Source organism: Mycolicibacterium llatzerense (assembly GCF_025331195.1).
GTDB classification, from domain to species: Bacteria; Actinomycetota; Actinomycetes; order Mycobacteriales; family Mycobacteriaceae; genus Mycobacterium; species Mycobacterium llatzerense.
In genome coordinates this window covers 135,475-155,263 of the sequence record NZ_LXOV01000018.1, presented here as the reverse complement: position 1 = coordinate 155,263, position 19,789 = coordinate 135,475, and the positions used below count along the sequence as shown (strand labels likewise).

The window sequence follows — 19,789 nt, the reverse complement described above, 5'->3', positions numbered from 1 at the left end:
TGAGATCAGTCGCGGACGGCCGCCAACAGTCCGTCGCCCAGCGGCACCAGGACCGGGGTCAGCCGCTCGTCCTCGGCGATGGCGCGAGTGGCCTCGCGAACTGCCGTCACGTCGCGGTCATTGGCCGAGGCGTCGCCGGCCCGGCCGCCGAGCGCGGCCCGGTGCACGACGATCACGCCGCCCGCCCGCAGCAGGCGGACGCCCTCGGCGACGAACTGCGGTTGGTCGGCGGGCTCGCCGTCGATGAACACCAGGTCGTAGGACTCGTCGGCCAGGCGGGTCAGGACCTCCTGCGCGCGGCCCACGATCAGCCGGGTCCGGGACGGTCCCACACCGGCGCCGACGAACGCCTGCTTGGCCAGCCGCTGGTGCTCGGGCTCGATGTCGATGGTGGTCAGCACGCCGTCGTCGCGCATGCCGGACAACAGCCACAACCCGCTGACACCGGCGCCGGTCCCGACCTCGACGACGGCCTTGGCCGACGCGATCTTCGCCAGCACGCTCAGCAGCGCGCCCACGGCCGGGGTGATCGGGTTGGCCCCGCTCTCCTCGGCCCGTTCCCGGGCCGCCGCGGTGATCGGTTCCTCGGTGATGGACCGCTCGGCGTGCTTGACGATGGCCTCGGCCGTGCTGGGCTTGGGAGCGGCGGCGGGTGCAGCTGCGACGGGCTGGGCTGGCGTCGCCTGCGCAGGGGCGGCCGGAGCCGGCTGGGCCGGCGCGGGCTGGCCGGCCGAAACCGTCGGGTCATCGGTGCTGGACATATCCGCAGCGTAACGAACACCCAGCAAGCCGCCGCTCAGCACACGCTCAACAGAATGAGGTGGCGGGCCGGCCCATCGGGAGGCTGAGAGGCAACCCTGAGCGGCAGCGCGACACACCCGGGACGCAAGGTTAAGTTTTGGCCAACATTCTCGGGGTATCCGCAGGTCATGGCCCTGGAATCCGGTTTCTCAGGAAAAGTTCAGTTTGCTCATACATCAACCTCACCAGGGTGGGGAACCGTAATCGCCATGCACGCAAGTGTGAACGATCTGCAAAGCGATTCCGGGCTCCGGCAGTCGCCGGATATCCGCGGCATCGGGAATATCGGACTCCAGGTACCGGTTGCTGCTGATGCGTCGTGTAACTACGACGATGAACCGACCGAACTGGAGATTGCCACGACCGCCATGCCGGCCCCCGCGATGCTTGCCCCGACGCACATGTCCCATGTCTCGGCGCCCGAGGTTGAGTTGGATTGGGCCGAAGTCAGCGACGAGTTGACCGGCACCGCCGTCTTCGACGCCACCGGCGACGTGGCGACCATGCCGTCGTGGGATGAGCTGGTCCGGCAGCACGCCGACCGCGTGTACCGGCTGGCCTACCGGCTGTCGGGTAACCCGCAGGACGCCGAAGACCTCACCCAGGAGACCTTCATCCGGGTGTTCCGCTCGGTGCAGAACTACCAGCCGGGCACCTTCGAAGGCTGGCTGCACCGCATCACCACCAACTTGTTCCTGGACATGGTCCGGCGCCGCGCCCGTATCCGTATGGAGGCGTTGCCCGAGGACTACGACCGGGTGCCGGCCGACGATCCGAACCCCGAGCAGCTGTACCACGATTCCCGGCTGGGGCCGGACCTGCAGGCTGCGCTCGACTCGCTGCCCCCGGAGTTCCGCGCAGCTGTGGTGCTCTGCGACATCGAAGGTCTGTCGTACGAGGAGATCGGCGCGACGCTCGACGTCAAGCTCGGCACCGTGCGCAGTCGTATCCACCGCGGCCGGCAAGCGCTGCGGGAGTACCTGGCCAGCCACCCCGGTGACTACTCCGAGGCGGCTGCGGCGATCTCCGCCAAGTCTGCCTGAGCGTTGTGACGCATCCGTCCCAGGTTGTCGCGCTACATTCAGTAGTAACGGCAACGCGGACGTGGCGCGGAGAGGAGCTCGGTGATGGTCGACCGGGGACAGTTGTTCCGTCGTGCGTTCTCCTGGCTGCCCGCCCAGTTCGCCTCCCAGAGTGACGGGCCCGTCGGCCCGCGACGCTTCGGGTCCACGGAGCACCTGGCCATCGAGGCCATCGCCGCATTCGTCGACGGTGAACTGCAGATGGGCGCCCACTTGCGTGCCGCCCATCACCTGTCCCAGTGCCCGGATTGCGCCGCCGAGGTGGATGCCCAGGGTCAGGCCCGGAGTGCGTTACGCGATTCGTGCCCGATCATCGCACCCAATTCTTTGCTGGGCGCCTTGGCGAACATCCCCAACGACGCATCGATGCAGTTCGTGGATATTCAGGCGTCAGGAATTGAAGACCAGGACTTTGCCGACCGGCCGCCGCGGGAACGTCGTCGTCGCCGGTAGGGTTGAGCCTGAATTTTGACTAGCCGTCGCGCCCGCCCAGACGGGCCGTACGGACAAAGCCAGCAGATGGGGAGTGGAACACCGGTGACGAATCAGGACATGTCCGGCGATCGCCCCCGTCTGGCTCCGCGTCCGGTGACGCGCACCCCGGTGGACCCGGCGTCGCAGCGTGCGTTCGGCCGGCCCGACGGCTTCACCGGCTCGTTCCTCGCCGAGGACCAGATCCGGAACCAGGGGGAGTACACCCCGACCAATCAGGCGCCCGATCCCGTGCTGGCCGAAGCGTTCGGGCGGCCGGGTGCTGCCACCGACTCGCTGCAACGTCACCCCGCCGACGCCGGCGCGCTGGCGGCCGAGGGCAAGGACGACGACGAGGCGGTCGCCGACCCCTGGCGCGACCCGTCGGCCGCGCCGTCACTCGGCACCCCGGCGCTGCCCGCGCCGCCTCCGGTGGTGGTCACCGCTCCCGTCGGCAAGCTCGGCGTGCGTGACGTGCTGTTCGGGCGCAAGGTCTCGATGACCGCGCTGGCGGTGCTGGCCGTGCTGGCGTTGGTGGTCGGCATAGTCGGCGGCGTCGTCGGGCGCAAGACCGCCGAGGTGGTCGAGGCCTTCACCACCTCCAAGGTCACCTTGAAGACCAGTGACGGCGGCGATCTGCCTGCCGGCCGGTTCGCGAAAGTCGCTGCCGCCGTGGCAGATTCGGTGGTCACCATCGAGGCGATGGGGGACACCGACGGGTCGCAGGGCTCAGGCGTGGTGGTCGACGGGCGCGGCTACGTCGTGACCAACAACCACGTCATCTCCGACGCGGCGAAGGACCCCAGCAAGTACCACATCTCCGTGGTGTTCAACGACGGCAAGCAGGTCCCGGCGAACCTCGTCGGTCGTGACCCCAAGACCGACCTCGCGGTGCTCAAGGTCGACAACGTCGACAACCTGACCGTCGCGAAGTTCGGTGATGCCGAGAAGGTCAAGGTCGGTGACGAGGTCATCGCCGCCGGCGCCCCGCTGGGCCTGCGCAGCACCGTCACCCACGGCATCATCAGCGCGCTGCACCGCCCCGTGCCGCTGTCCGGCGAAGGGTCCGACACCGACACCGTCATCGACGGCATCCAGACCGATGCGTCGATCAACCACGGCAACTCGGGCGGCCCGCTGATCAACATGAATTCCGAGGTCATCGGGATCAACACGGCCGGAAAGTCGTTGTCCGACAGCGCCAGTGGTCTGGGCTTCGCCATCCCCGTGAACGAGGTCAAGGCCACCGTCGAGGTCCTGATCAAGGACGGCAAGATCTTCCACCCGACGCTGGGCCTGAACGCCAAGTCGGCCAGTGACAAGGTCGCTTCGGGCGCCCAGGTCGTGAACGTCGTCGCCGGCAGCCCCGCCGAGAAGGGCGGCATCCTCGAGAACGACGTCGTGGTCAAGGTCGGTCCCCGCAAGGTCGCCGACGCCGACGAGTTCGTGGTTGCCGTACGGCAGCTGCAGATCGGTCAGCCGGCGCCCATCGAGGTGATTCGCGATGGCCGGCACGTGACGCTCACCGTGGTACCAAACGCAGACACCCCGGCCAGCTGATGTTCGGCAACATCGGATGGGGCGAGATGCTCGTGCTGGTCATCGCGGGCCTGGTGATCCTGGGTCCGGAGCGGTTGCCCGGCGCCATCCGGTGGACGGCCGGCAGCCTCAAGCAGGTGCGGGATTACCTCAGCGGCGCGACCAGTCAGCTGCGCCAGGATCTCGGCCCGGAGTTCGAGGACCTGCGTCAACCCCTCAGCGAACTGCAGAAACTGCGCGGTATGACGCCGCGCGCGGCGCTGACCAAGCATCTGCTGGACGGTGACGATTCGTTCATCACCGGCGCTTTCGGCACCGCGACCCCGGACCAGACGAAGCCGCTGACCACGCCGGAAGTCAATGGTGTGCCGCCCACGCCGGGCACCACCGAACCCGCACCGCAGCCGGGGAAGACGACGTTCGACCCCGACGCGACCTGACGCAGCTAGAGATTCAGGGCCTGTAGGCGCGCCGGATCCCGGTAGCGATCCGAATTCTCGGCGATCTCCGCGGCCGGCGGCAGGATTTCGTCCGCGGCGACGTAGACGCCGCCGGCGCGCAGTGAGTCGTCGAGCATCAACCAGATCCAGCGGGTCAGGTCGGCGACCAGCGCGTCCTGGCTGTCGCGCAGCGGCTGTTCGAGCCAGTGCCCCGCGGCGGTCTCGACCAGGCCGACGATGCTGTAGGACAACCGCTCGGCGTCGGCCTGCACATCGAATGCCGCGACGTACACCTTGAGCACCGCGGTCAGCAGGTTGGCGATGGTGATCTTGATGTCGGCGAAGGCGTTGAAGCCCTCATCGATGGAGCATCGCTGCAGGTAGCGGTACAGATTCGGGTGTTGGATCAGGAAGTGGACGTGCGCGCCCACGCCGGCCTGCACGATCTGCGCCATGCTGCCCTCGGGCCGCCACACCGGCGCGAGCTCGGCGGTGATCATCTGGCTGGTGCGGTGCGCGACCTCGCGCTGCAGGTCAGCGGCGTCGACGAAGTGCCGGTACAGCTTGGTGCGGCTGACGCCGACGTGCGCGGCGATCTGCTCGGTCGAGGTCTGGGGTCCGTGTTGCTCGATCACCACGAGGGCAGCGTCGATGAACTCAGCGCGCCTGCGCTCGCGTTGGCCGGCCCAGCGACCGGTGGTGGCACTCGCCATGGCTCCTTGTTTACCTCATGTACCTGGTCGGGAGTTACCTGATGCATCCAATCAGTGGGAGTCTAGCTATCTAGTGGTACGTGGCGTACCATCTAGCGCGTCGCGCCAGAGGGTGGCGCCTTCCTGTTCAAAGGGGAACGACGATGGATGCCGTATCCACATTTCGCCGCGTTGCCGGGTTGCCCGTCGCCGATACGAAGCTGACGCCCGCGGTCGACTACGGCTTCTTCGGACCCGACTCCGTGACCTGGCGGGTGTGGAGCTACCCGACGTCACTGCTGCTGGGCTTCGCCCGCGCCGTGACCATCGAGCACCTCGACCCTTTCCTCGCGGCGGCGGTGGACGCCAGCGGCCAGGTGTACGCCCGGACCCGGCTGCGCTACGACCGCACCATGCAGTACTTCGCGCTGGTCGCCTTCGGTGACGCCGAGGCTGTGCTGGACGCTTCCGAGATCCTGGTCAAGATTCACGGCAAGGCCGTCGGCACCGAGCCGATCACCGGCAAGCAGTTCGACGCCAACGACCCGTACTCGCAGCTGTGGATCCACCTGACCGCGTGGCACTCGATCCTCTACACCTACGAGATGTTCGGGCCGGGCAAGCTGACCGAAGCCGAAGAACTGCAGTACTGGGAAGAGTGCGCGCGCGCCGCCGAATTCCAGACCATCAACCCCGACGACGTGCCGCGCACGCGCGAGGGCATCCAGCAGTACTTCGAGCAGTTCCGGCCGCAGATGGCCGGCTCCGAGGTGGCCCAGAACATGATGAACTACCTGGTCGACCTGGGTTATCACATCCTGCCAGAGCGGGTGCCGAGCTGGATGCGCCGCGTGTTCAACTGGCCGATGCGCCGCGCGATCATCGCCACGATGCCGAAGTGGATGCGCACGCTGGGCGGCATCCCGCAGAACTACTCCGATGACGTCATCGCCAAGTTGATAGCGCGTCCATTCCTGCGGGCGGTCTCCAGCATCCCGCGGCTGGAACTGGCGATCCTGGACTTCACCACCCCGCACACCACGCCGATCGTCGGCCCGACGCTGATGAAGATTCCGGCGCAGTACCCCGTCACCTACACCCCGGCCGAGGCGCGGGAGAAGTTCGGCCGGACCACGCCGTTCGAGCAGTACCAGGCCCTCGTCGCCAAGCGGGCCGTCGGACAGGGTCCGAAGCCGTACGAGCACAACCACAGCGACGCGCTGCTGGAATTCGAAGCACACGCCGGCTGATTCCGGCCCATACCGACCGCACCACCGGGAGAATTCAGTACATGACGGACACTGCGTACACGGCCCTGGTGGACCAGGCGCTGGATGAGCTCGCCGAAGGCGAGAAGGCCTGGGCGGCAACCCCTCTGGCACGTCGACGGGAAATTCTCGACGACGTGCAGCAGCTGGCGGTGCAGCACGGCGCCGAATGGGTCGAGGCCGCGATCCGGATCAAACAACTGAATCCGGACTCGCCGCTGGTCGGTGAGGAGTGGATTTCCGGGCCGTACCCGCTGGCCGCCGGGGCTGCCGCGCTGTCGGCGAGTCTGGCCAAGCTGGAGGCCGGCACGAGCCCGCTGGACGGTGCCACCTTCGGCACCGCCGCGGGCCGCACCACGGTGGATGTGTTGCCGCTCAACATCTTCGACAAGCTGCTGCTGTCCGGGTTCAGCGCGCAGGTGTGGCTGCAGCCGGGCGTCAGCCGGGACGAAGCGGTGCGGACGGCCGGTCTGGCACAGCGGGATCCGGGCAAGACCAACGGGATCGGCGTCGTGCTCGGCGCCGGCAACATCACGTCCATCGCCCCGCTGGACACCGTCTACGAGCTGATCGCCAACAACCGGGTGGTGGCGCTCAAGCTCAACCCGGTCACCGATCCGCTCCTGCCGGTGCTGACCACGGTGCTGGCGCCGTTCATCGCGCTCGGCGCGGTGCGGATCCTCACCGGCGGCGCGGATGTCGGTACCTACCTGGTGCAGCACGACGCGGTCGACCACGTGCACATGACCGGCAGCGCGCTGACGCACGACGCCATCGTCTTCGGCGTCGGCGAAGAGGGCGCCCGGCGCAAGGCCGCGGGCGAGCCGATCCTGCACAAGGACATCACCAGCGAGCTCGGCGGGGTGTCGCCGACCATCGTCGTACCCGGCAAGTGGAGCAAGGCCGATATTGCGTTCCAGGCCAACCACATCGCCACCCAGCGGCTGCACAACAACGGCTACAACTGCGTCGCGTCGCAGGTCGTCGTGCTGTCCTCGAAGTGGGCGCAGCGCGACGAGTTCGTCGCGGCCCTGACCAAGGCCATCGCCGCGGCGCCCCAGCGCGCGGCGTACTACCCGGGCTCCGATGCCCGCGTCGCCAGCGCCGAGGCCACGTATCCGAAGGCTCAGCGAATCGGCGATCGCGTGCTGGTGGTGGACCCCGAGGACCGCACCGCGCTGCTCAACACCGAGTACTTCTCGCCGGTGTACGGAGTCATCGACCTGGACAGCGACGGCGTCGAATTCGTCCGTGCGGCCACCCGCCTGGCCAACGAGGACTTCGTCGGCACCCTGGGCGTCAACATCGTGGCGGCGCCCGCCACCATCAAGGCGCTGGGCATGGCCTTCGACGCCATGATCGAGGCGCTGCACTACGGCACCGTGGCGGTGAACGCCTGGACCGGCGTCGGATACCTGACCCCGCACGCCACCTGGGGCGCGTTCCCCGGGCATACGCTCAGTGACGTGCAGAGCGGAATCGGTGTGGTGCACAACGGATTCCTGCTCGAGAAGCCCGAGCGCACGGTGGTGCGCGGGCCGTTCCGCCCCTCGCCGCGCTCGCTGATCGGTGGCGAGCTGTCGATCTCGCCGAAGCCGCCGTGGTTCGTCAACAACCGCACGGCCGCCTCCACGGGCCGGCTCCTCACCGCGTTCACCGGCAAGCCCAGCTGGGCCAAACTGCCCGCGATCTTCGTCTCTGCGCTGCGGGGCTGATGGATTTCCCCGGGGGTCGTTGATTCGAAAGGCCGGTCCGTGGTCAGCCACGGGCCGGCCTTTCGGTTCTCGCTAGTGTTTTGGTGTGACAAGCAACCACGGCAGTGACGCAGACGCGGCGGCCCGGGCGCGGGGGGAGCGCCGCCGGATGCGTACCCGGGCGGCGATCCTGGACGCGGCCGAGGTGTTGCTGTCGCAGCATTCGGCCGATGCGATCAAGGTCGACGACGTGGCCGAGGTTGCCGGCATTTCTCCGGCGTCGGTGTACGGCCACTTCGGCACCAAAGATGCGCTGGTCACCGCCGCGGTGGAACGGCTCCTGGATATGTCGATGACGACGCTGACCGCGGCGTACGCGCGCGACGGCTCGCCGTTCGAACAAGTCGTGGAGGCCGGGCGCGCGTACATGCGGTTGCTCGTCGAGCACCCGGCCTTGACTCGCTACCTGTCGGTGAACGCGCTCGCTGGGCCGGGACTGCCGACCGACGGTCTGGTGGCCGAGCGGATGCACCTGCTGCGGTCCATGTTCGAGGAGCGAATCCAGGCCGCGATCGACGCGGGCGAGCTGCAGCCGATAGACAGTCGGCTGATGTCGTTCTTTCTGTTCGGCGCCTGGAACGGGGTTGCTGCCCTCGCGTTGCGTCAAGATCAGGCGCAGCTCACGGCGAACGAGGTCGAGCAGGCGCTGCTGCAGGCGATGAGCATTTTCCGCCGGGGAGTCGTGGTGCAGCCGGAGGCCCTCCAGGGGTAGTCACGCCGGTGGCCCGGCAGTCGCGGGCTCGCGCCTATTGCGCAATTTGGAGTTGAACTCTAAATTAGAGGTCAACTCCAAATGACGGTCCCGCACGGCCGTCGAGAAATGGTGGTCGACGATGTCCCCGCAAACTTCATCCCGGGCGCACCTGCCGATGTCCCGGGTGCTGTTCTATGCGATCGCGGCAGTGGCGTTCCTGTACCTGCCGTTGGCGATCAACTACATGTGGCCGGTGTTCTCACCCGGGACGCCCCGGCTGCAGGACGGCATCAATGAACTCATCAACGGCCACGCCTACGCCGTCGGCGCGGGCTCGGTGGAAGACGTACGGCATGCCGACTACGCCCGCCATCGCGTGGTGATGGGTATCCACACGACGCTCGGCGCGCTCGCATTGGGTGCGGCGATGTTCCAGTTCTCGACCCGGCTGCGCACGCGCCGCCCGGCGATCCACCGCTGGACCGGACGCGCCTACCTGGCGCTGATGACCGTCAGCATGTTGTGCGCGATCGCCTTTCTGGCCATGACCATGCCGGTCCATCACTTCATCGGCCGCGCCTTCGATCTGCAGTTGTGGGGACTGGCAATCGGCACTCTGGGCAGCGGCTGGCTCGGTTTCGTGGCAATCCTGCGGCGTGACGTCGTCAGTCACCGCGCCTGGATGGGCTACAGCATTGCCTTGATGATGACGGCTCCGCTGCTGCGGGTGCTGTGGATCGGCGTGCAGCCCGTCATCCCTCAGCATGACCTGCTCACCAATCTGGGGGCCGCCTCGATTCTGGGGGGTGTCCTCGCGCCGTTCGGCGCCGCGGTTGCGTTCATGCTGACCAATCGTGGTCGCGGCGGTGGTGCGGATGCCGCCACCACGGCACCTGGTTACCGAATGTGGCTGGCAGTGGCCATTTTCGGATCGGTGATCTACACCGTGCTGTTCTCGCGACTGCCCGAGGCTGTGCCGGATGCGGTACTGGCGTACCACCTCGTCCCGGTGTGGCTGGCCGCGGCGATCGCCGTCGCCGGTATCCGCAATGCCCGCGTGGCCGGCGACGGCGTTCGCGAACAGCGCTGGCGCTGGCTGCTGGCCGGGGTGGCCCTGGCGCCGGTCGCTGCCAGCGTGACCGCCTTGCTCACGGCGCCCGTCTACACCGCCACCGACGCGGTGCTCGCCGGCGGGATGGTCGGTGCGTCGCTGCCGATCACCGCAGCGTTCGCGCTCGTGGTGTGGCAGGCGCGCGTTCGCCGGCGGACTCCCGCCCCCGCCGACCAACTGGCCCTGGCCTGACCCAAATATTCAAAGGAGAAGTGCCGCATGGCATCTGACTACGCGACACCTACCGCGTCCATCGACCAGGCTCAGGTCGACCGCGACATCGCTGACCTGACGGCCGGTGCGGCCGGCTGGGCCGCGCTCGATCTGCCGGGACGGATTGCGTTGCTCACGCGGACCCGTGCGGCCATCGCGGACGCTGCCGACGCCTGGACGCGAGCCGCGGTGGCCGCCAAGAGCACGCCCGCCGGACCGTGGGAGGGCGAGGAATGGCTGTCCGGGCCCTATGCCGCGCTATCGGGGTTCGCCGCGGTGATCGACAGCCTGGAGAAACTGAGCCAGGGCCGGTCCCCGGCGCACGGCCTCAAGGCGGGCACCGCCCCGGGTGGGCGGACCACCTTCACTGTGCTGCCGAGCAATCTGTATGAATTCAACCTGTTCAACGGCTTTCGCGGCGAGCTGTGGCTGTCCCCGGGGGTGTCGGCGCAGCAGGCCGTCGCCGCAGCGGGGTTGGGGGCACGCCGGTCCGGCGAAAACGGCGGGGTGGGCCTGGTGCTGGGCGCCGGCAACATCAGCTCCATCGGGCCGCTGGACGTGCTCTACGAATTGATCGCCCACAACCGGGCCAGCGTGCTCAAACTCAACCCGACCTTCAGCACCCTGTCCGACGTGTACGCCGCCGCGTTCGGCCCGCTGTTCGACGCGGGCCTGTTGCGAATCATCAACGGGGGACCGGAAATCGGGGCCTACCTGACGGGCCATCCCGGGATCAGGCACGTGCACATCACCGGTGCCCAGCGGACCCACGACCTGATCGTGTGGGGGACCGAGAGCGACAAGCCGAGCACCCCCAAGCTGGACAAGCCGATCACCAGTGAGCTGGGCGGCGTCTCGCCGATCATCGTCGTCCCGGGCCGGTGGAGCGCAGCCGATCTCAAGTTCCAGGCAGAGCACGTCGCCACCCAGCGGTTGCACAACGCCGGCCACAACTGCATCGCCGGCCAGGCGCTGATCCTGTCGGCCGACTGGGATCAGAAGGATCAATTCCTCGCCGCGCTTCGTGACGTCCTCACGTCGCTGCCGGCGCGCCCGGCCTGGTATCCGGGCTCCGGCGCAAAGCTCGACGCCGCCACCGGCCGCTACCCGGCGGCCGAGCGTATCGGCGACCGGGTCCTCATCGAGGTCACGCCCGACACGGCGCAGGACCTCTTCACCACCGAGTACTTCGCCCCGGTCCTGGGCTACACCAGCCTGCCCGGCACGGGCGCCGAATTCTTCGGCAATGCAGTGGAATTCGCCAACAACTCCCTCTACGGCACCCTCGGCGCCAGCATCATCGTCGCGCCTGGTGATCGCCGTGCGATGGGCGCCGCGTTCGATGACGCGCTGGCGCAACTGCACTACGGCACCATCGGCGTCAACGTGTGGAGTGCGATCGGATTCCTCGTGCCCGGGCTGAGTTGGGGTGCGTATCCCGGCAACACCCTGGACAACGTCGGCTCCGGCATCGGCATCGTCCACAACGCTCATCTGCTGGACAACATCGAACGCAGCGTCATCTACGGGCCGTTCCGTCCGTTCCCCCGCTCCGTGCTCGGCGGAGAGCTGGCGCTCTCACCCAAGCCCAGCTGGTTCGTCACCAACAAGACCGCGGCGCGGGTGTCCGAGCTGCTGACCAAGTTCAGTGCGCAGCCCAGTTGGGCCAAGCTGCCGGCGATCTTCAGCGAGGCCTTCCGCGGGTAGTCCGTCGGCGCCGTTGTGGCGGTGCGGGTTCGTCAACATCTGGTCATCGAACGCTAACCTACGGTACCGTAGGTTACGGTACCGTAGGTTTGTGAGATGTGGACCTGACGCTGGCCAACGATGGAGGGATTGACCCATGGATACCCAGGCAGCTGTGCTTTATGAACTGGAGCCCGTCGTCGCGCAGAACCTCGACCGGCACCTGAAGACGGCGCGGGAGTGGTTCCCGCACGACTACGTGCCGTGGAGCCGCGGGCGTGATTTCGCATTCCTCGGCGGCGAGGACTGGCAGCCGGAGGACTCACCGCTGGACCCGGTCGCCAAAACGGCGCTGACGGTCAATCTGCTGACCGAGGACAACCTGCCGTCGTATCACCGAGAGATCGCCACCCGGTTCTCCCGTGACGGTGCCTGGGGCACCTGGGTCGGGCAGTGGACGGCCGAGGAAGGGCGCCACAGCATCGCGCTGCGGGACTATCTGGTCGTCACCCGCGGCGTCGATCCCGTCGCTTTGGAGCGGCTTCGCATGGAACACACCGTCGCCGGCTACGACGCGGGAGAGCGGAGCGCGCTGTCCGTTCTGGCCTACGTGTCGTTCCAGGAACTGGCCACCCGCGTCTCGCACCGCAACACCGGCCGGGCGTCGGGTTGCCCGCTGGCCGACCAGCTCCTGGCCCGCATCGCGGCCGACGAGAACCTGCACATGGTCTTCTACCGCAACCTGATGGCCGCGGCGCTGGACATCGCCCCGGACGATGCGATGGTCGCCATCCGCGATGAAGTCATCAATTTCGCGATGCCCGGCCAGGGGATGACCGACTTCACCAAGAACGCACTCACCATCGCCAAGGCCGGCATCTATGACCTGCGCATCCACCACGACGACGTCCTGGTCCCGGTGCTGCGCTTCTGGAACATCTTCGACCGCAACGACTTTGGCCCGGTTGGCGAAAAGGCCCGGGAGGAACTGGTCGGGTTCCTCGGGCTGCTCGACGAGCGCGCGCGGTTCTACGAGGAGAAGCGCAAACTGGCCACCGTCTCCGGGTGAGCCGCGGGAGTTATCCCGGCAGCCGGATGACCTGGGCGGCGTAGGCCAGACCCGCCCCATAGCCGAGCAGCAGTGCCACGCTGCCGGGCTTGGCCTCGCCGGTGTCCAGCAGGGTGAACATCGCCAGCGGAATCGAGGCGGCCGAGGTGTTACCGGCGTCCTGAATGTCTTGGGCGATAACGGTTTCGGGCCCCAGCTCCAGCCCCTTGGCGAGCAGCTCGTTGATCCGGCCGTTGGCCTGATGGGGGATGAACACGTCGATGTCGTCCACCGTCAGGCCCGCCGCCGCGATGGCGCGCTTGCCGACGTCGACCATCTGGAAGGCCGCCCAGCGGAAGACGGTCTGGCCCTCCATACGCAGGAAAGGCCTTGGTCCGGAAGGGTTCTCGGCGAAGTCGATCCAGCTGAGGTCCTGCACGATGGCGCCGGACTGCTCGCCGTCGCTACCGGCGACAGTAGGCCCGATGCCTTGCTCGTCGGTCGGTCCCACCACCACCGCGGCGGCGCCGTCGGCGAAGATGAAGGCATTGCCGCGGTCGGTCATGTCGATGGCGTCGGACAGTTTCTCCGAGCCCACCACGAGGATGCGGCCCGCGCTGCCCGATCGGATCATGTCGGCGGCCACGCCCAGCGAGTACCCGAACCCGGCGCAGCCCGCGGCGATGTCGAAAGCCGGAATGCCCTGTGCGCCAATCTCGGTGGCGACCTGCGGCCCGCACGGCGGGGTGTTGCGGAAGTTGGTGCTGGTGGCGACGATCACCGCGTCGATGTCGGCGCCGGACAGTCCCGCCGCCGCGCAGGCCCGGCGGCCGGCCTCGCACGCCATGCTGACCGCGGACTCGTCGGGCCCGGCGAACCTACGGTTCTTGATGCCGGTCCTGGAGTAGATCCATTCGTCCGAGGAATCGATGGTTTCACAGATTTCGTCGTTGGTGACGACGCGTCCGGGGCGGTAGGCCGCCACGCTCAGCAGGCCGACGTTCTGTGCGCCGCTGCGCGTATGGATATGTGTCACTTGATGATTCCTGTCGGACAGAGGGAGGTCAGCGCCCAGCCGGGTCGAGCCCGAGTGACATGCCGGCCAGGCCGCGCTTGCGGCTGGACAGTTTGTCGGCGATACCGCGCAGTGCGGCGCCGGCGGCGGTGTCAGGGTCGGACAGCACCAGCGGCACACCCGTGTCGCCGGCCGAGACCAGCCGCGGGTCCAGTGGGACCTGGCCCAACAGCGGAACCTCGGCACCGACTGTGCGCGTGAGGCTTTCGGCGACCTGGGCGCCGCCGCCCTCGCCGAACAGCTGCATGGTGGTGCCGTCGGGCAGGGTCAGTCCGGACATGTTCTCGACCACGCCGACGATGCGCTGACGGGTCTGCACCGCAATGGCGCCGGCGCGCTCGGCGACCTCGGCGGCAGCCATCTGCGGCGTGGTGACGACGAGGATTTCGGCACTGGGGATCAACTGCGCCACCGAGATGGCGATGTCGCCGGTGCCGGGCGGCAGGTCGAGCAGCAGGACGTCGAGGTCGCCCCAGTACACGTCGGCCAGGAACTGCTGCAGCGCCCGGTGCAGCATCGGCCCGCGCCACACCACAGGGGTGTTGCCCTGGGTGAACATCGCGATGGAGATGACCTTCACATCGTGCGAAACCGGCGGCAGGATCATCGAATCCACCTGGGTGGGGCGATCCTGCACACCCATCATCCGGGGCACCGAGTGGCCGTAGATGTCGGCGTCGAGCAGGCCGACCGACAGACCCTTGGCGGCCAGCGCGGCCGCCAGGTTCACCGTCACGCTGGACTTGCCGACGCCGCCCTTGCCGGACGCCACCGCGTACACCCGGGTCAACGAACCCGGCTGGGCGAACGGGATGACGGGTTCCTTGTCGTCGCCGCGCAGCTGCTTGCGGAGTTCGGCGCGCTGCTCGTCGTTCATCACGTCGAGGGTCACCTTGACGGTGCCGGTGCCCGGCACGTCGGTGACGGCCGCGGTGACCCGATCGGTGATCTCGGTCTTCTTGGGGCAGGCCGACGTGGTCAGGTAGATCTCGACGTGGACGGCGCCGTCGGATTCGACGGTCACATCCTTGACCATGCCGACCTCGGTGATCGGACGGCGCAGTTCAGGGTCGATAACTTTGCCCAGTGCGGCGCGCACGGCGGCATTCAGCTCAGCAGACATCAGCGGCGAGTCTATGCCTGCCGGTCAGCAGACCCGCAGCTGGTCACGGCAGGGATGGGAAGGCAGGCGCCGCGGGACCCATGGCTTCGGCGGGCGGCGGGCCGGCGGGAGCCTGCGGCGCCGGGACCGCTGCCGGTCCGGGGACAGGTCCCGGTGCGGCGCCGACCGGACCGGCGGCCGGGGTACCCACGCCCACGGCGGTGACCGGAATCGGACCCGCGGGCGCCGGAGCCGGAGCGACGGGCGCTGGCGGCGGTGCCATCGGAGCCGGCGGCAGCAGGAACGGCGGCACGTTGAACGGGTTGGCCGGGGGCGCGTCCAGCGCCGGGGCGTCCGGTGCGGGAGCGGCGGCCGGCGCGGGCCCACCGGACAGGCAGAACACGGCGCAGTTCTGTTTCGGTTCGGCCGGTCCGGGCAGCGGGCCCGTGCGCCCCATCTGCAGTGCGGGCGTCATCGCCAGCGGGTCGTCGGACGGCAGTCCCATCGCGTTGATCGGCAGGCCTGGCCCGAGCCCCTCGGGGTTGTCGAGGTGTTGGTCGCCGATGGCGGGCGGCGGGCCGACGATCGGCGGCAGGTCGACCGGTGCGATACCGGTGACGTACGCCTTGGCCCAGCCCAGCACGTTCTGGGCGTAGGGCATCGAGTTGTTGTAGCGCAGGATCGCGGTCAGCACCTGGGACGGATCACGCAGGTTCAGCCCGCCGCTGCACAGGTACCGGGCCGCGGCCAGGGACGCGTCATAGACGTTCTGCACGTCGGGCTTGCCGTCGCCGATGGCGTCCGCGGCGTACCGGGCCCAGGTACCGGGCAGGAACTGCATGGGTCCGAGGGCCCGGGCGTAGGTCACGCGGCCGGCCGCGATGCTCTGCACGATGACCTCGTTGCCGGCCAGGGTGCCGTCCAGGACCGGTCCGAGGATCGGGGTGATCGCGGTGCCCCGGGCATCGGTGGCGCCACTGTTGGCGTGCCCGGACTCGATGCGTCCGATGCCCGCCAGCAGGTTCCAGCTGATGCCGCAGCCCGGCGCGTTGGTCGCCATGATCTTCTCGGCGGTGCGGTAGGCGTTGAGGACGACCGGCGGGATCCGCAGCCCGCCGGGGGCCATCACCAGCGACGCCGGCGGCGGCGAGAGGGCTGTGGTCGGGTCCATGTGCAGGGCGCGGGGAACCTGATCGGATGCCACCACCGTCATGCCGGCCCGGTTGCGTGGACCGGGGGTGGTGGGCGTGACGGCCGCCATCGGCGTGACGCCCGCGGTGGCGGTGTTGTGCACCGTCGTTTGCCGAGTCGGCGCCGAACCGCCGACGGCAAGCATCAGAACCAGCGGTGCGACGACCGCGACGCCGGCCAGGGGGCGGCGCAGCGCCCGGGCGATCTGTCGGCGACGGCCGGGAACGGCAGCACCGACCGGGTCAGCCTCGTCATCGACCGCGGCGTCGTAGTCGTGAATTTCGTCGTCAACCAGCGCAGAGTCACTGAAAAGTGCGTGGGAGTCAGTAGTAGGCGCAGTGTTGTCCGCGGAGTCTGCGGCGTCGCCCCCGATGTGCACTAAGCCATCCTATGGAAGTGGAATACCGGAGTGACCCCGGTGACCTGTGTTGTGATCCAAGTCACCATACCTACTCTGCGGGCGGTTGGCGTAGCAATGTTTCCGCAGAGTGGAAACTCTCATCCGCGGCAGCGTCGGAGCTGGTCGCCGGGTCGCCGGAAAGGTCGCTTTCCTCGGCCGGCGGACGTGACTTTCCGGCCTTGCGCTTGCCCGACCCGCTCTTGGTGCCGTTCTGCTGAGCAATCAACGTGCGCAACTCATCGAGTTCGCGGCGCAGGTAGTCGCGAGTGGCCACCTCGCCGACGGCCAGCCGCAGCGCGGCCAGTTCCCGGGCCAGGAATTCGGTGTCGGCCTTGGTCTGGGCCGCGCGTCGGCGGTCCTCTTCGAGCGCCACCCGGTCCCGGTTCTCCTGGCGGTTCTGGGCCAGCAGGATCAGCGGCGCGGCATAGGCGGCCTGCGTCGAGAACGCCAGATTCAGCAGGATGAACGGGTACTCATCCCATTGCAGCTGTACGGCGAAGACGTTCAGACCGATCCACACCACCACGATCACGGTCTGGATGAGCAGAAACTTGCCGGTGCCCAGGAATCGGGCGATCGATTCGCTGAACCGGCCGACGGACTCGACGTCGACCCACGGGGTCAGCCGGATTCGGGATGTGCGCGGGATATCCAGGCGCTGCCTGGCTGAAGGCTCGCTCACCGCTTGACTCCAGAGATGTTGTCGGTGATGGCCTGGGTCGAGCCCGGCCCGGGTTCATCAGCACTGCGCCAGCCGGACGGCAGCAGATGATCGAGCAGGTCGTCGACGGTGACGGCGCCCAGTAGATGATTTTCGTCGTCGACCACCGGTGCAGACACCAGGTTGTAGGCGGCGAAGTAGCGCGTCACCTCGGCCAGGGAGCTGGTGGGTGACAGCACGGGGAGATCGCTGTCGAGGATGCCGCCGACCTGGGTGGCCGGGGGTTCGCGCAGCAGCCGTTGGGTGTGCACGCAGCCCAGGTATTGGCCGGTCGGTGTCGCGGTCGGCGGCCGGGTCACAAACGTCAGCGTCGCCAGCGCCGGCGTCAGCTCGGGGTCGCGGACGCGCGCGAGCGCCTCGGCGACGGTGGTGTCCGGGGTGAGCACGACCGGCTCGGGCGTCATCAGACCACCGGCGGTGTCAGGGGAGTGCTGCAGCAGGCGGCGCACGGGCTCGGAGTCCTCGGGGTCCATCCGGTCGAGCAGCACGGCGGCGCGGGTGGCGTCGAGCTCGGCGAGCAGGTCGGCGGCGTCGTCGGGATCCATCTCTTCCAGCACGTCTGCGGCACGCTCGGTGCCCAGCTGGTTGAGCAGTTCGGCCTGCTCGGGTTCGGAGAGCTCCTGCAGGATGTCGGCCAGGCGCTCGTCGTCGAGGGCCCTGACGACCTCGTGGCGGCGTTTGGCCGGCAGGTCGCGCAGCGCGTCGGCGACCTCGACGGGACGCTGACCGTCGAACTGCTCCAGCAGTTGGGCCACGCCCTGACCCGGCAGTGCGAGCGCCGACGGTGTCAGTCCGGTGACGTTGTGCCAATCGACCACGTGCACCGTGGTGCGCCGGCCCAGCCGGCGGTGGCGCACCGCGACGCGGGTCACCACCCAGTCGCGCGACCGGGCCTGCTCGATGGCCAGGTCCACCACGACGACGTCGACGCCGGCGAGCTGTTGGAGCTCCGGATCCGTGACGCGGACGCGAGTGTCCAGAATCTGCCCGAGCACCAGCGCCTCGCCCGGGCGCTGGGCGAACCGGCGCAGCGAGATGGTCGCTCCCGTGAGGGTCACCGAGTTGTGTTCGATCGAGGTCACCCGCAGGATCGGGACGAAAATTCGGCGGCGCGAGGTCAACTCCACGACCAGGCCGAGTACCCGCGGCTGCTGGCGGACGATGCCCATGCTCACGACCACGTCACGCACCCGGCCGACCGACTCTCCGTCGGGGCCGAGAACCACCAGTCCAGCGAGTCTGGCCACGTAGACCCTGTTGACCGCCACCATGCACCACAGGGTAGAGAGTGGGGTTGTGGAGAACCAGTATCGGCCCCGCCGTACCTGCCTGTCGGTTCCCGGCAGCAGCGACAAGATGATCGCCAAGGCCAAGACGTTGCCCGCCGACCAGGTGTTCCTCGACCTCGAAGACGCGGTGGCGGCCGACGCGAAGGCCGCGGCGCGAACCCGGGTGGCGCAGGCGCTGTGCGAGCCGGGTTGGGCGGGCCAGCTGCGCGGGCTTCGGGTCAACGACTGGACCACACCGTGGACGCACGCCGACGTGATCGAGGTGGTCACCGCGGTGGCGCGCGGTGGCGGTGAGTTGGACGTCATCGTGTTGCCGAAGGTCAGCGACGTCTCGCACGTGCAGGCCCTCGATCTGTTGCTGACCCAGCTGGAGCGCGCGCACGGACTGCCCGTCGGCCGCATCGGCATCGAGGCCCAGATCGAGGACGCCAAGGGGCTCACCAACGCCGACTCCATCGCCGGCGGGCCGCGGGTGCAGGCGCTGATCTTCGGGCCGGGCGATCTGATGGCCAGCCTGAACATGCGCACCCTGGTCGTCGGGGAGCAGCCCGTCGGCTACGGCGTCGGCGACGCCTATCACCACGTGCTGATGACGATCCTGGTGGCGGCGCGGGCGCACGGCATCAATGCCATCGACGGCCCATATTTCAAGGTGAAGGACACCGAGGCGTTCACGCGCGTTGCCGGGCAGACCGCGGCGCTGGGGTACGACGGGAAGTGGGTGCTGCACCCCGACCAGATCGCCGCCGGAAACCAGATCTTCAGTCCGCGCCAGGCCGACTACGACCATGCCGAGCTGATCCTCGAGGCCTATGAATGGCACACCTCGCAGGCCGGCGGCGCCCGCGGCGCCGTACTGCTCGGCGACGAGATGATCGATGAGGCCAGCCGCAAGATGGCGCTGGTGATCGCGGGCAAGGGACGCGCCGCCGGGATGACGCGCACCGGCGAGCGGTTCACTCCGCCGGCGTGAGCGGGCCGGCTAGGCGCCGCCGAGGACCAGTACGACCAGGAACAGGTTGAGCAGAAACGCCAGGGCGCCGCACACGATGCCGCTCACGGCCAGGACGCTGCCGCGGGTGCCGCTGCCGGGAATGCGCTCGTAGGCGACCACACCGAGCCCGACGCCGATGAGCGCGATGGGGCCGAACACCACGCCGGCCAGTGCGCACACGACCGAGCCGACCGCCAGTCGGTTCACCCGCACGCCGA

19 protein-coding genes are annotated in these 19,789 nt (G+C 68.5%); 11 read left to right on the top strand and 8 right to left on the bottom strand.

Annotation, left to right across the window (positions count from 1 at the left end; genetic code table 11):
- Positions 1–5: 5 nt before the first annotated feature.
- On the bottom strand, positions 6–761 hold the full coding sequence (locus tag A7G45_RS30380; RefSeq protein ID WP_260942515.1) for an O-methyltransferase: 756 nt from the start codon (positions 759–761) through the stop codon (positions 6–8).
- Between the two features lie 249 nt (positions 762–1,010).
- Between A7G45_RS30380 and sigE the strand changes: the two genes are divergently transcribed.
- The 4 genes from sigE (at position 1,011) to tatB (ending at position 4,333) form a co-directional block, all read left to right on the top strand.
- Entirely contained in the window at positions 1,011–1,844 is an 834-nt protein-coding gene (gene sigE / locus A7G45_RS30375) for an RNA polymerase sigma factor SigE (RefSeq protein WP_043395475.1), read from the top strand.
- A gap of 84 nt (positions 1,845–1,928) precedes the next feature.
- Positions 1,929–2,336, top strand: a complete 408-nt coding sequence (rseA, locus tag A7G45_RS30370) for an anti-sigma E factor RseA (RefSeq protein WP_133764405.1) — start codon at positions 1,929–1,931, stop codon at positions 2,334–2,336.
- Positions 2,337–2,420: 84 nt separating this feature from the next.
- A complete protein-coding gene (gene htrA, locus A7G45_RS30365; RefSeq protein ID WP_308204185.1) occupies positions 2,421–3,914 on the top strand; it encodes a serine protease HtrA in 1,494 nt (497 codons plus the stop codon).
- On the top strand, positions 3,914–4,333 hold the full coding sequence (gene tatB, locus A7G45_RS30360; RefSeq protein WP_043395469.1) for a Sec-independent protein translocase protein TatB: 420 nt from the start codon (positions 3,914–3,916) through the stop codon (positions 4,331–4,333). The genes htrA and tatB overlap by 1 nt, the downstream gene beginning before the upstream one ends.
- A gap of 5 nt (positions 4,334–4,338) precedes the next feature.
- Here tatB and A7G45_RS30355 read toward each other — a convergent pair whose 3' ends face one another.
- Positions 4,339–5,046, bottom strand: a complete 708-nt coding sequence (locus A7G45_RS30355; protein ID WP_260942505.1) for a TetR/AcrR family transcriptional regulator — start codon at positions 5,044–5,046, stop codon at positions 4,339–4,341.
- A 143-nt stretch (positions 5,047–5,189) separates the two neighbouring features.
- Between A7G45_RS30355 and A7G45_RS30350 the strand changes: the two genes are divergently transcribed.
- From A7G45_RS30350 to A7G45_RS30325, 6 genes are all read left to right on the top strand, one after another.
- Positions 5,190–6,275 carry an oxygenase MpaB family protein gene (locus tag A7G45_RS30350; RefSeq protein ID WP_260942501.1) on the top strand — a complete coding sequence of 362 codons (1,086 nt, stop codon included), beginning with the start codon at positions 5,190–5,192 and terminating at the stop codon, positions 6,273–6,275.
- 41 nt (positions 6,276–6,316) lie between these two features.
- Positions 6,317–8,008: an aldehyde dehydrogenase family protein gene (locus A7G45_RS30345; protein ID WP_260942499.1), complete on the top strand. Its 1,692-nt coding sequence runs from the start codon at positions 6,317–6,319 to the stop codon at positions 8,006–8,008.
- Between the two features lie 85 nt (positions 8,009–8,093).
- Positions 8,094–8,759, top strand: coding sequence for a TetR/AcrR family transcriptional regulator (locus A7G45_RS30340; RefSeq protein ID WP_051954861.1), 666 nt, complete (start codon positions 8,094–8,096; stop codon positions 8,757–8,759).
- 121 nt (positions 8,760–8,880) lie between these two features.
- A complete protein-coding gene (locus A7G45_RS30335) occupies positions 8,881–10,044 on the top strand; it encodes a DUF2306 domain-containing protein (RefSeq protein WP_260942493.1) in 1,164 nt (387 codons plus the stop codon).
- Between the two features lie 27 nt (positions 10,045–10,071).
- Positions 10,072–11,772, top strand: coding sequence for an aldehyde dehydrogenase family protein (locus A7G45_RS30330; RefSeq protein WP_260942491.1), 1,701 nt, complete (start codon positions 10,072–10,074; stop codon positions 11,770–11,772).
- 136 nt (positions 11,773–11,908) lie between these two features.
- On the top strand, positions 11,909–12,820 hold the full coding sequence (locus tag A7G45_RS30325; RefSeq protein WP_260942488.1) for an acyl-ACP desaturase: 912 nt from the start codon (positions 11,909–11,911) through the stop codon (positions 12,818–12,820).
- 10 nt (positions 12,821–12,830) lie between these two features.
- On the opposite strand, the gene A7G45_RS30320 is transcribed toward A7G45_RS30325, so the two are convergent.
- From A7G45_RS30320 to A7G45_RS30300, 5 genes are all read right to left on the bottom strand, one after another.
- Complete coding sequence (locus tag A7G45_RS30320; RefSeq protein WP_260942485.1) at positions 12,831–13,835, bottom strand: beta-ketoacyl-ACP synthase III; 1,005 nt, start codon at positions 13,833–13,835, stop codon at positions 12,831–12,833.
- A 28-nt stretch (positions 13,836–13,863) separates the two neighbouring features.
- On the bottom strand, positions 13,864–14,997 hold the full coding sequence (locus A7G45_RS30315; protein ID WP_043984804.1) for an Mrp/NBP35 family ATP-binding protein: 1,134 nt from the start codon (positions 14,995–14,997) through the stop codon (positions 13,864–13,866).
- Positions 14,998–15,040: 43 nt separating this feature from the next.
- On the bottom strand, positions 15,041–16,546 hold the full coding sequence (locus A7G45_RS30310; RefSeq protein ID WP_377041965.1) for a lytic transglycosylase domain-containing protein: 1,506 nt from the start codon (positions 16,544–16,546) through the stop codon (positions 15,041–15,043).
- Positions 16,547–16,616: 70 nt separating this feature from the next.
- Complete coding sequence (locus A7G45_RS30305; protein WP_071285414.1) at positions 16,617–17,249, bottom strand: DUF1003 domain-containing protein; 633 nt, start codon at positions 17,247–17,249, stop codon at positions 16,617–16,619.
- The gene (locus tag A7G45_RS30300) at positions 17,246–18,559 is read right to left on the bottom strand and encodes a magnesium transporter MgtE N-terminal domain-containing protein (RefSeq protein WP_071285416.1); all 1,314 of its coding nucleotides are present in this window, start codon (positions 18,557–18,559) and stop codon (positions 17,246–17,248) included. The genes A7G45_RS30305 and A7G45_RS30300 overlap by 4 nt, the downstream gene beginning before the upstream one ends.
- 25 nt (positions 18,560–18,584) lie before the next feature.
- Between A7G45_RS30300 and A7G45_RS30295 the strand changes: the two genes are divergently transcribed.
- Positions 18,585–19,550, top strand: a complete 966-nt coding sequence (locus A7G45_RS30295; RefSeq protein ID WP_043984806.1) for an HpcH/HpaI aldolase/citrate lyase family protein — start codon at positions 18,585–18,587, stop codon at positions 19,548–19,550.
- Positions 19,551–19,559: 9 nt separating this feature from the next.
- Here the strand turns inward: A7G45_RS30295 and A7G45_RS30290 are convergent, their stop codons facing one another.
- The gene (locus tag A7G45_RS30290) at positions 19,560–19,784 is read right to left on the bottom strand and encodes a DUF4190 domain-containing protein (protein WP_162625244.1); all 225 of its coding nucleotides are present in this window, start codon (positions 19,782–19,784) and stop codon (positions 19,560–19,562) included.
- Positions 19,785–19,789: the final 5 nt, after the last annotated feature.

Bases quoted from the DNA above. Each gene is read 5' to 3' on its own strand.
- A7G45_RS30315 (WP_043984804.1), bottom strand. From the start codon at position 14,997: ATGTCTGCTGAGCTGAATGCCGCCGTGCGCGCCGCACTGGGCAAAGTT.
- sigE (WP_043395475.1), top strand. From the start codon at position 1,011: ATGCACGCAAGTGTGAACGATCTGCAAAGCGATTCCGGGCTCCGGCAG.
- A7G45_RS30345 (WP_260942499.1), top strand. From the start codon at position 6,317: ATGACGGACACTGCGTACACGGCCCTGGTGGACCAGGCGCTGGATGAG.
- tatB (WP_043395469.1), top strand. From the start codon at position 3,914: ATGTTCGGCAACATCGGATGGGGCGAGATGCTCGTGCTGGTCATCGCG.
- A7G45_RS30300 (WP_071285416.1), bottom strand. From the start codon at position 18,559: ATGGTGGCGGTCAACAGGGTCTACGTGGCCAGACTCGCTGGACTGGTG.
- rseA (WP_133764405.1), top strand. From the start codon at position 1,929: ATGGTCGACCGGGGACAGTTGTTCCGTCGTGCGTTCTCCTGGCTGCCC.
- A7G45_RS30330 (WP_260942491.1), top strand. From the start codon at position 10,072: ATGGCATCTGACTACGCGACACCTACCGCGTCCATCGACCAGGCTCAG.
- A7G45_RS30380 (WP_260942515.1), bottom strand. From the start codon at position 761: ATGTCCAGCACCGATGACCCGACGGTTTCGGCCGGCCAGCCCGCGCCG.
- A7G45_RS30350 (WP_260942501.1), top strand. From the start codon at position 5,190: ATGGATGCCGTATCCACATTTCGCCGCGTTGCCGGGTTGCCCGTCGCC.
- A7G45_RS30335 (WP_260942493.1), top strand. From the start codon at position 8,881: ATGTCCCCGCAAACTTCATCCCGGGCGCACCTGCCGATGTCCCGGGTG.
- A7G45_RS30355 (WP_260942505.1), bottom strand. From the start codon at position 5,046: ATGGCGAGTGCCACCACCGGTCGCTGGGCCGGCCAACGCGAGCGCAGG.
- A7G45_RS30325 (WP_260942488.1), top strand. From the start codon at position 11,909: ATGGATACCCAGGCAGCTGTGCTTTATGAACTGGAGCCCGTCGTCGCG.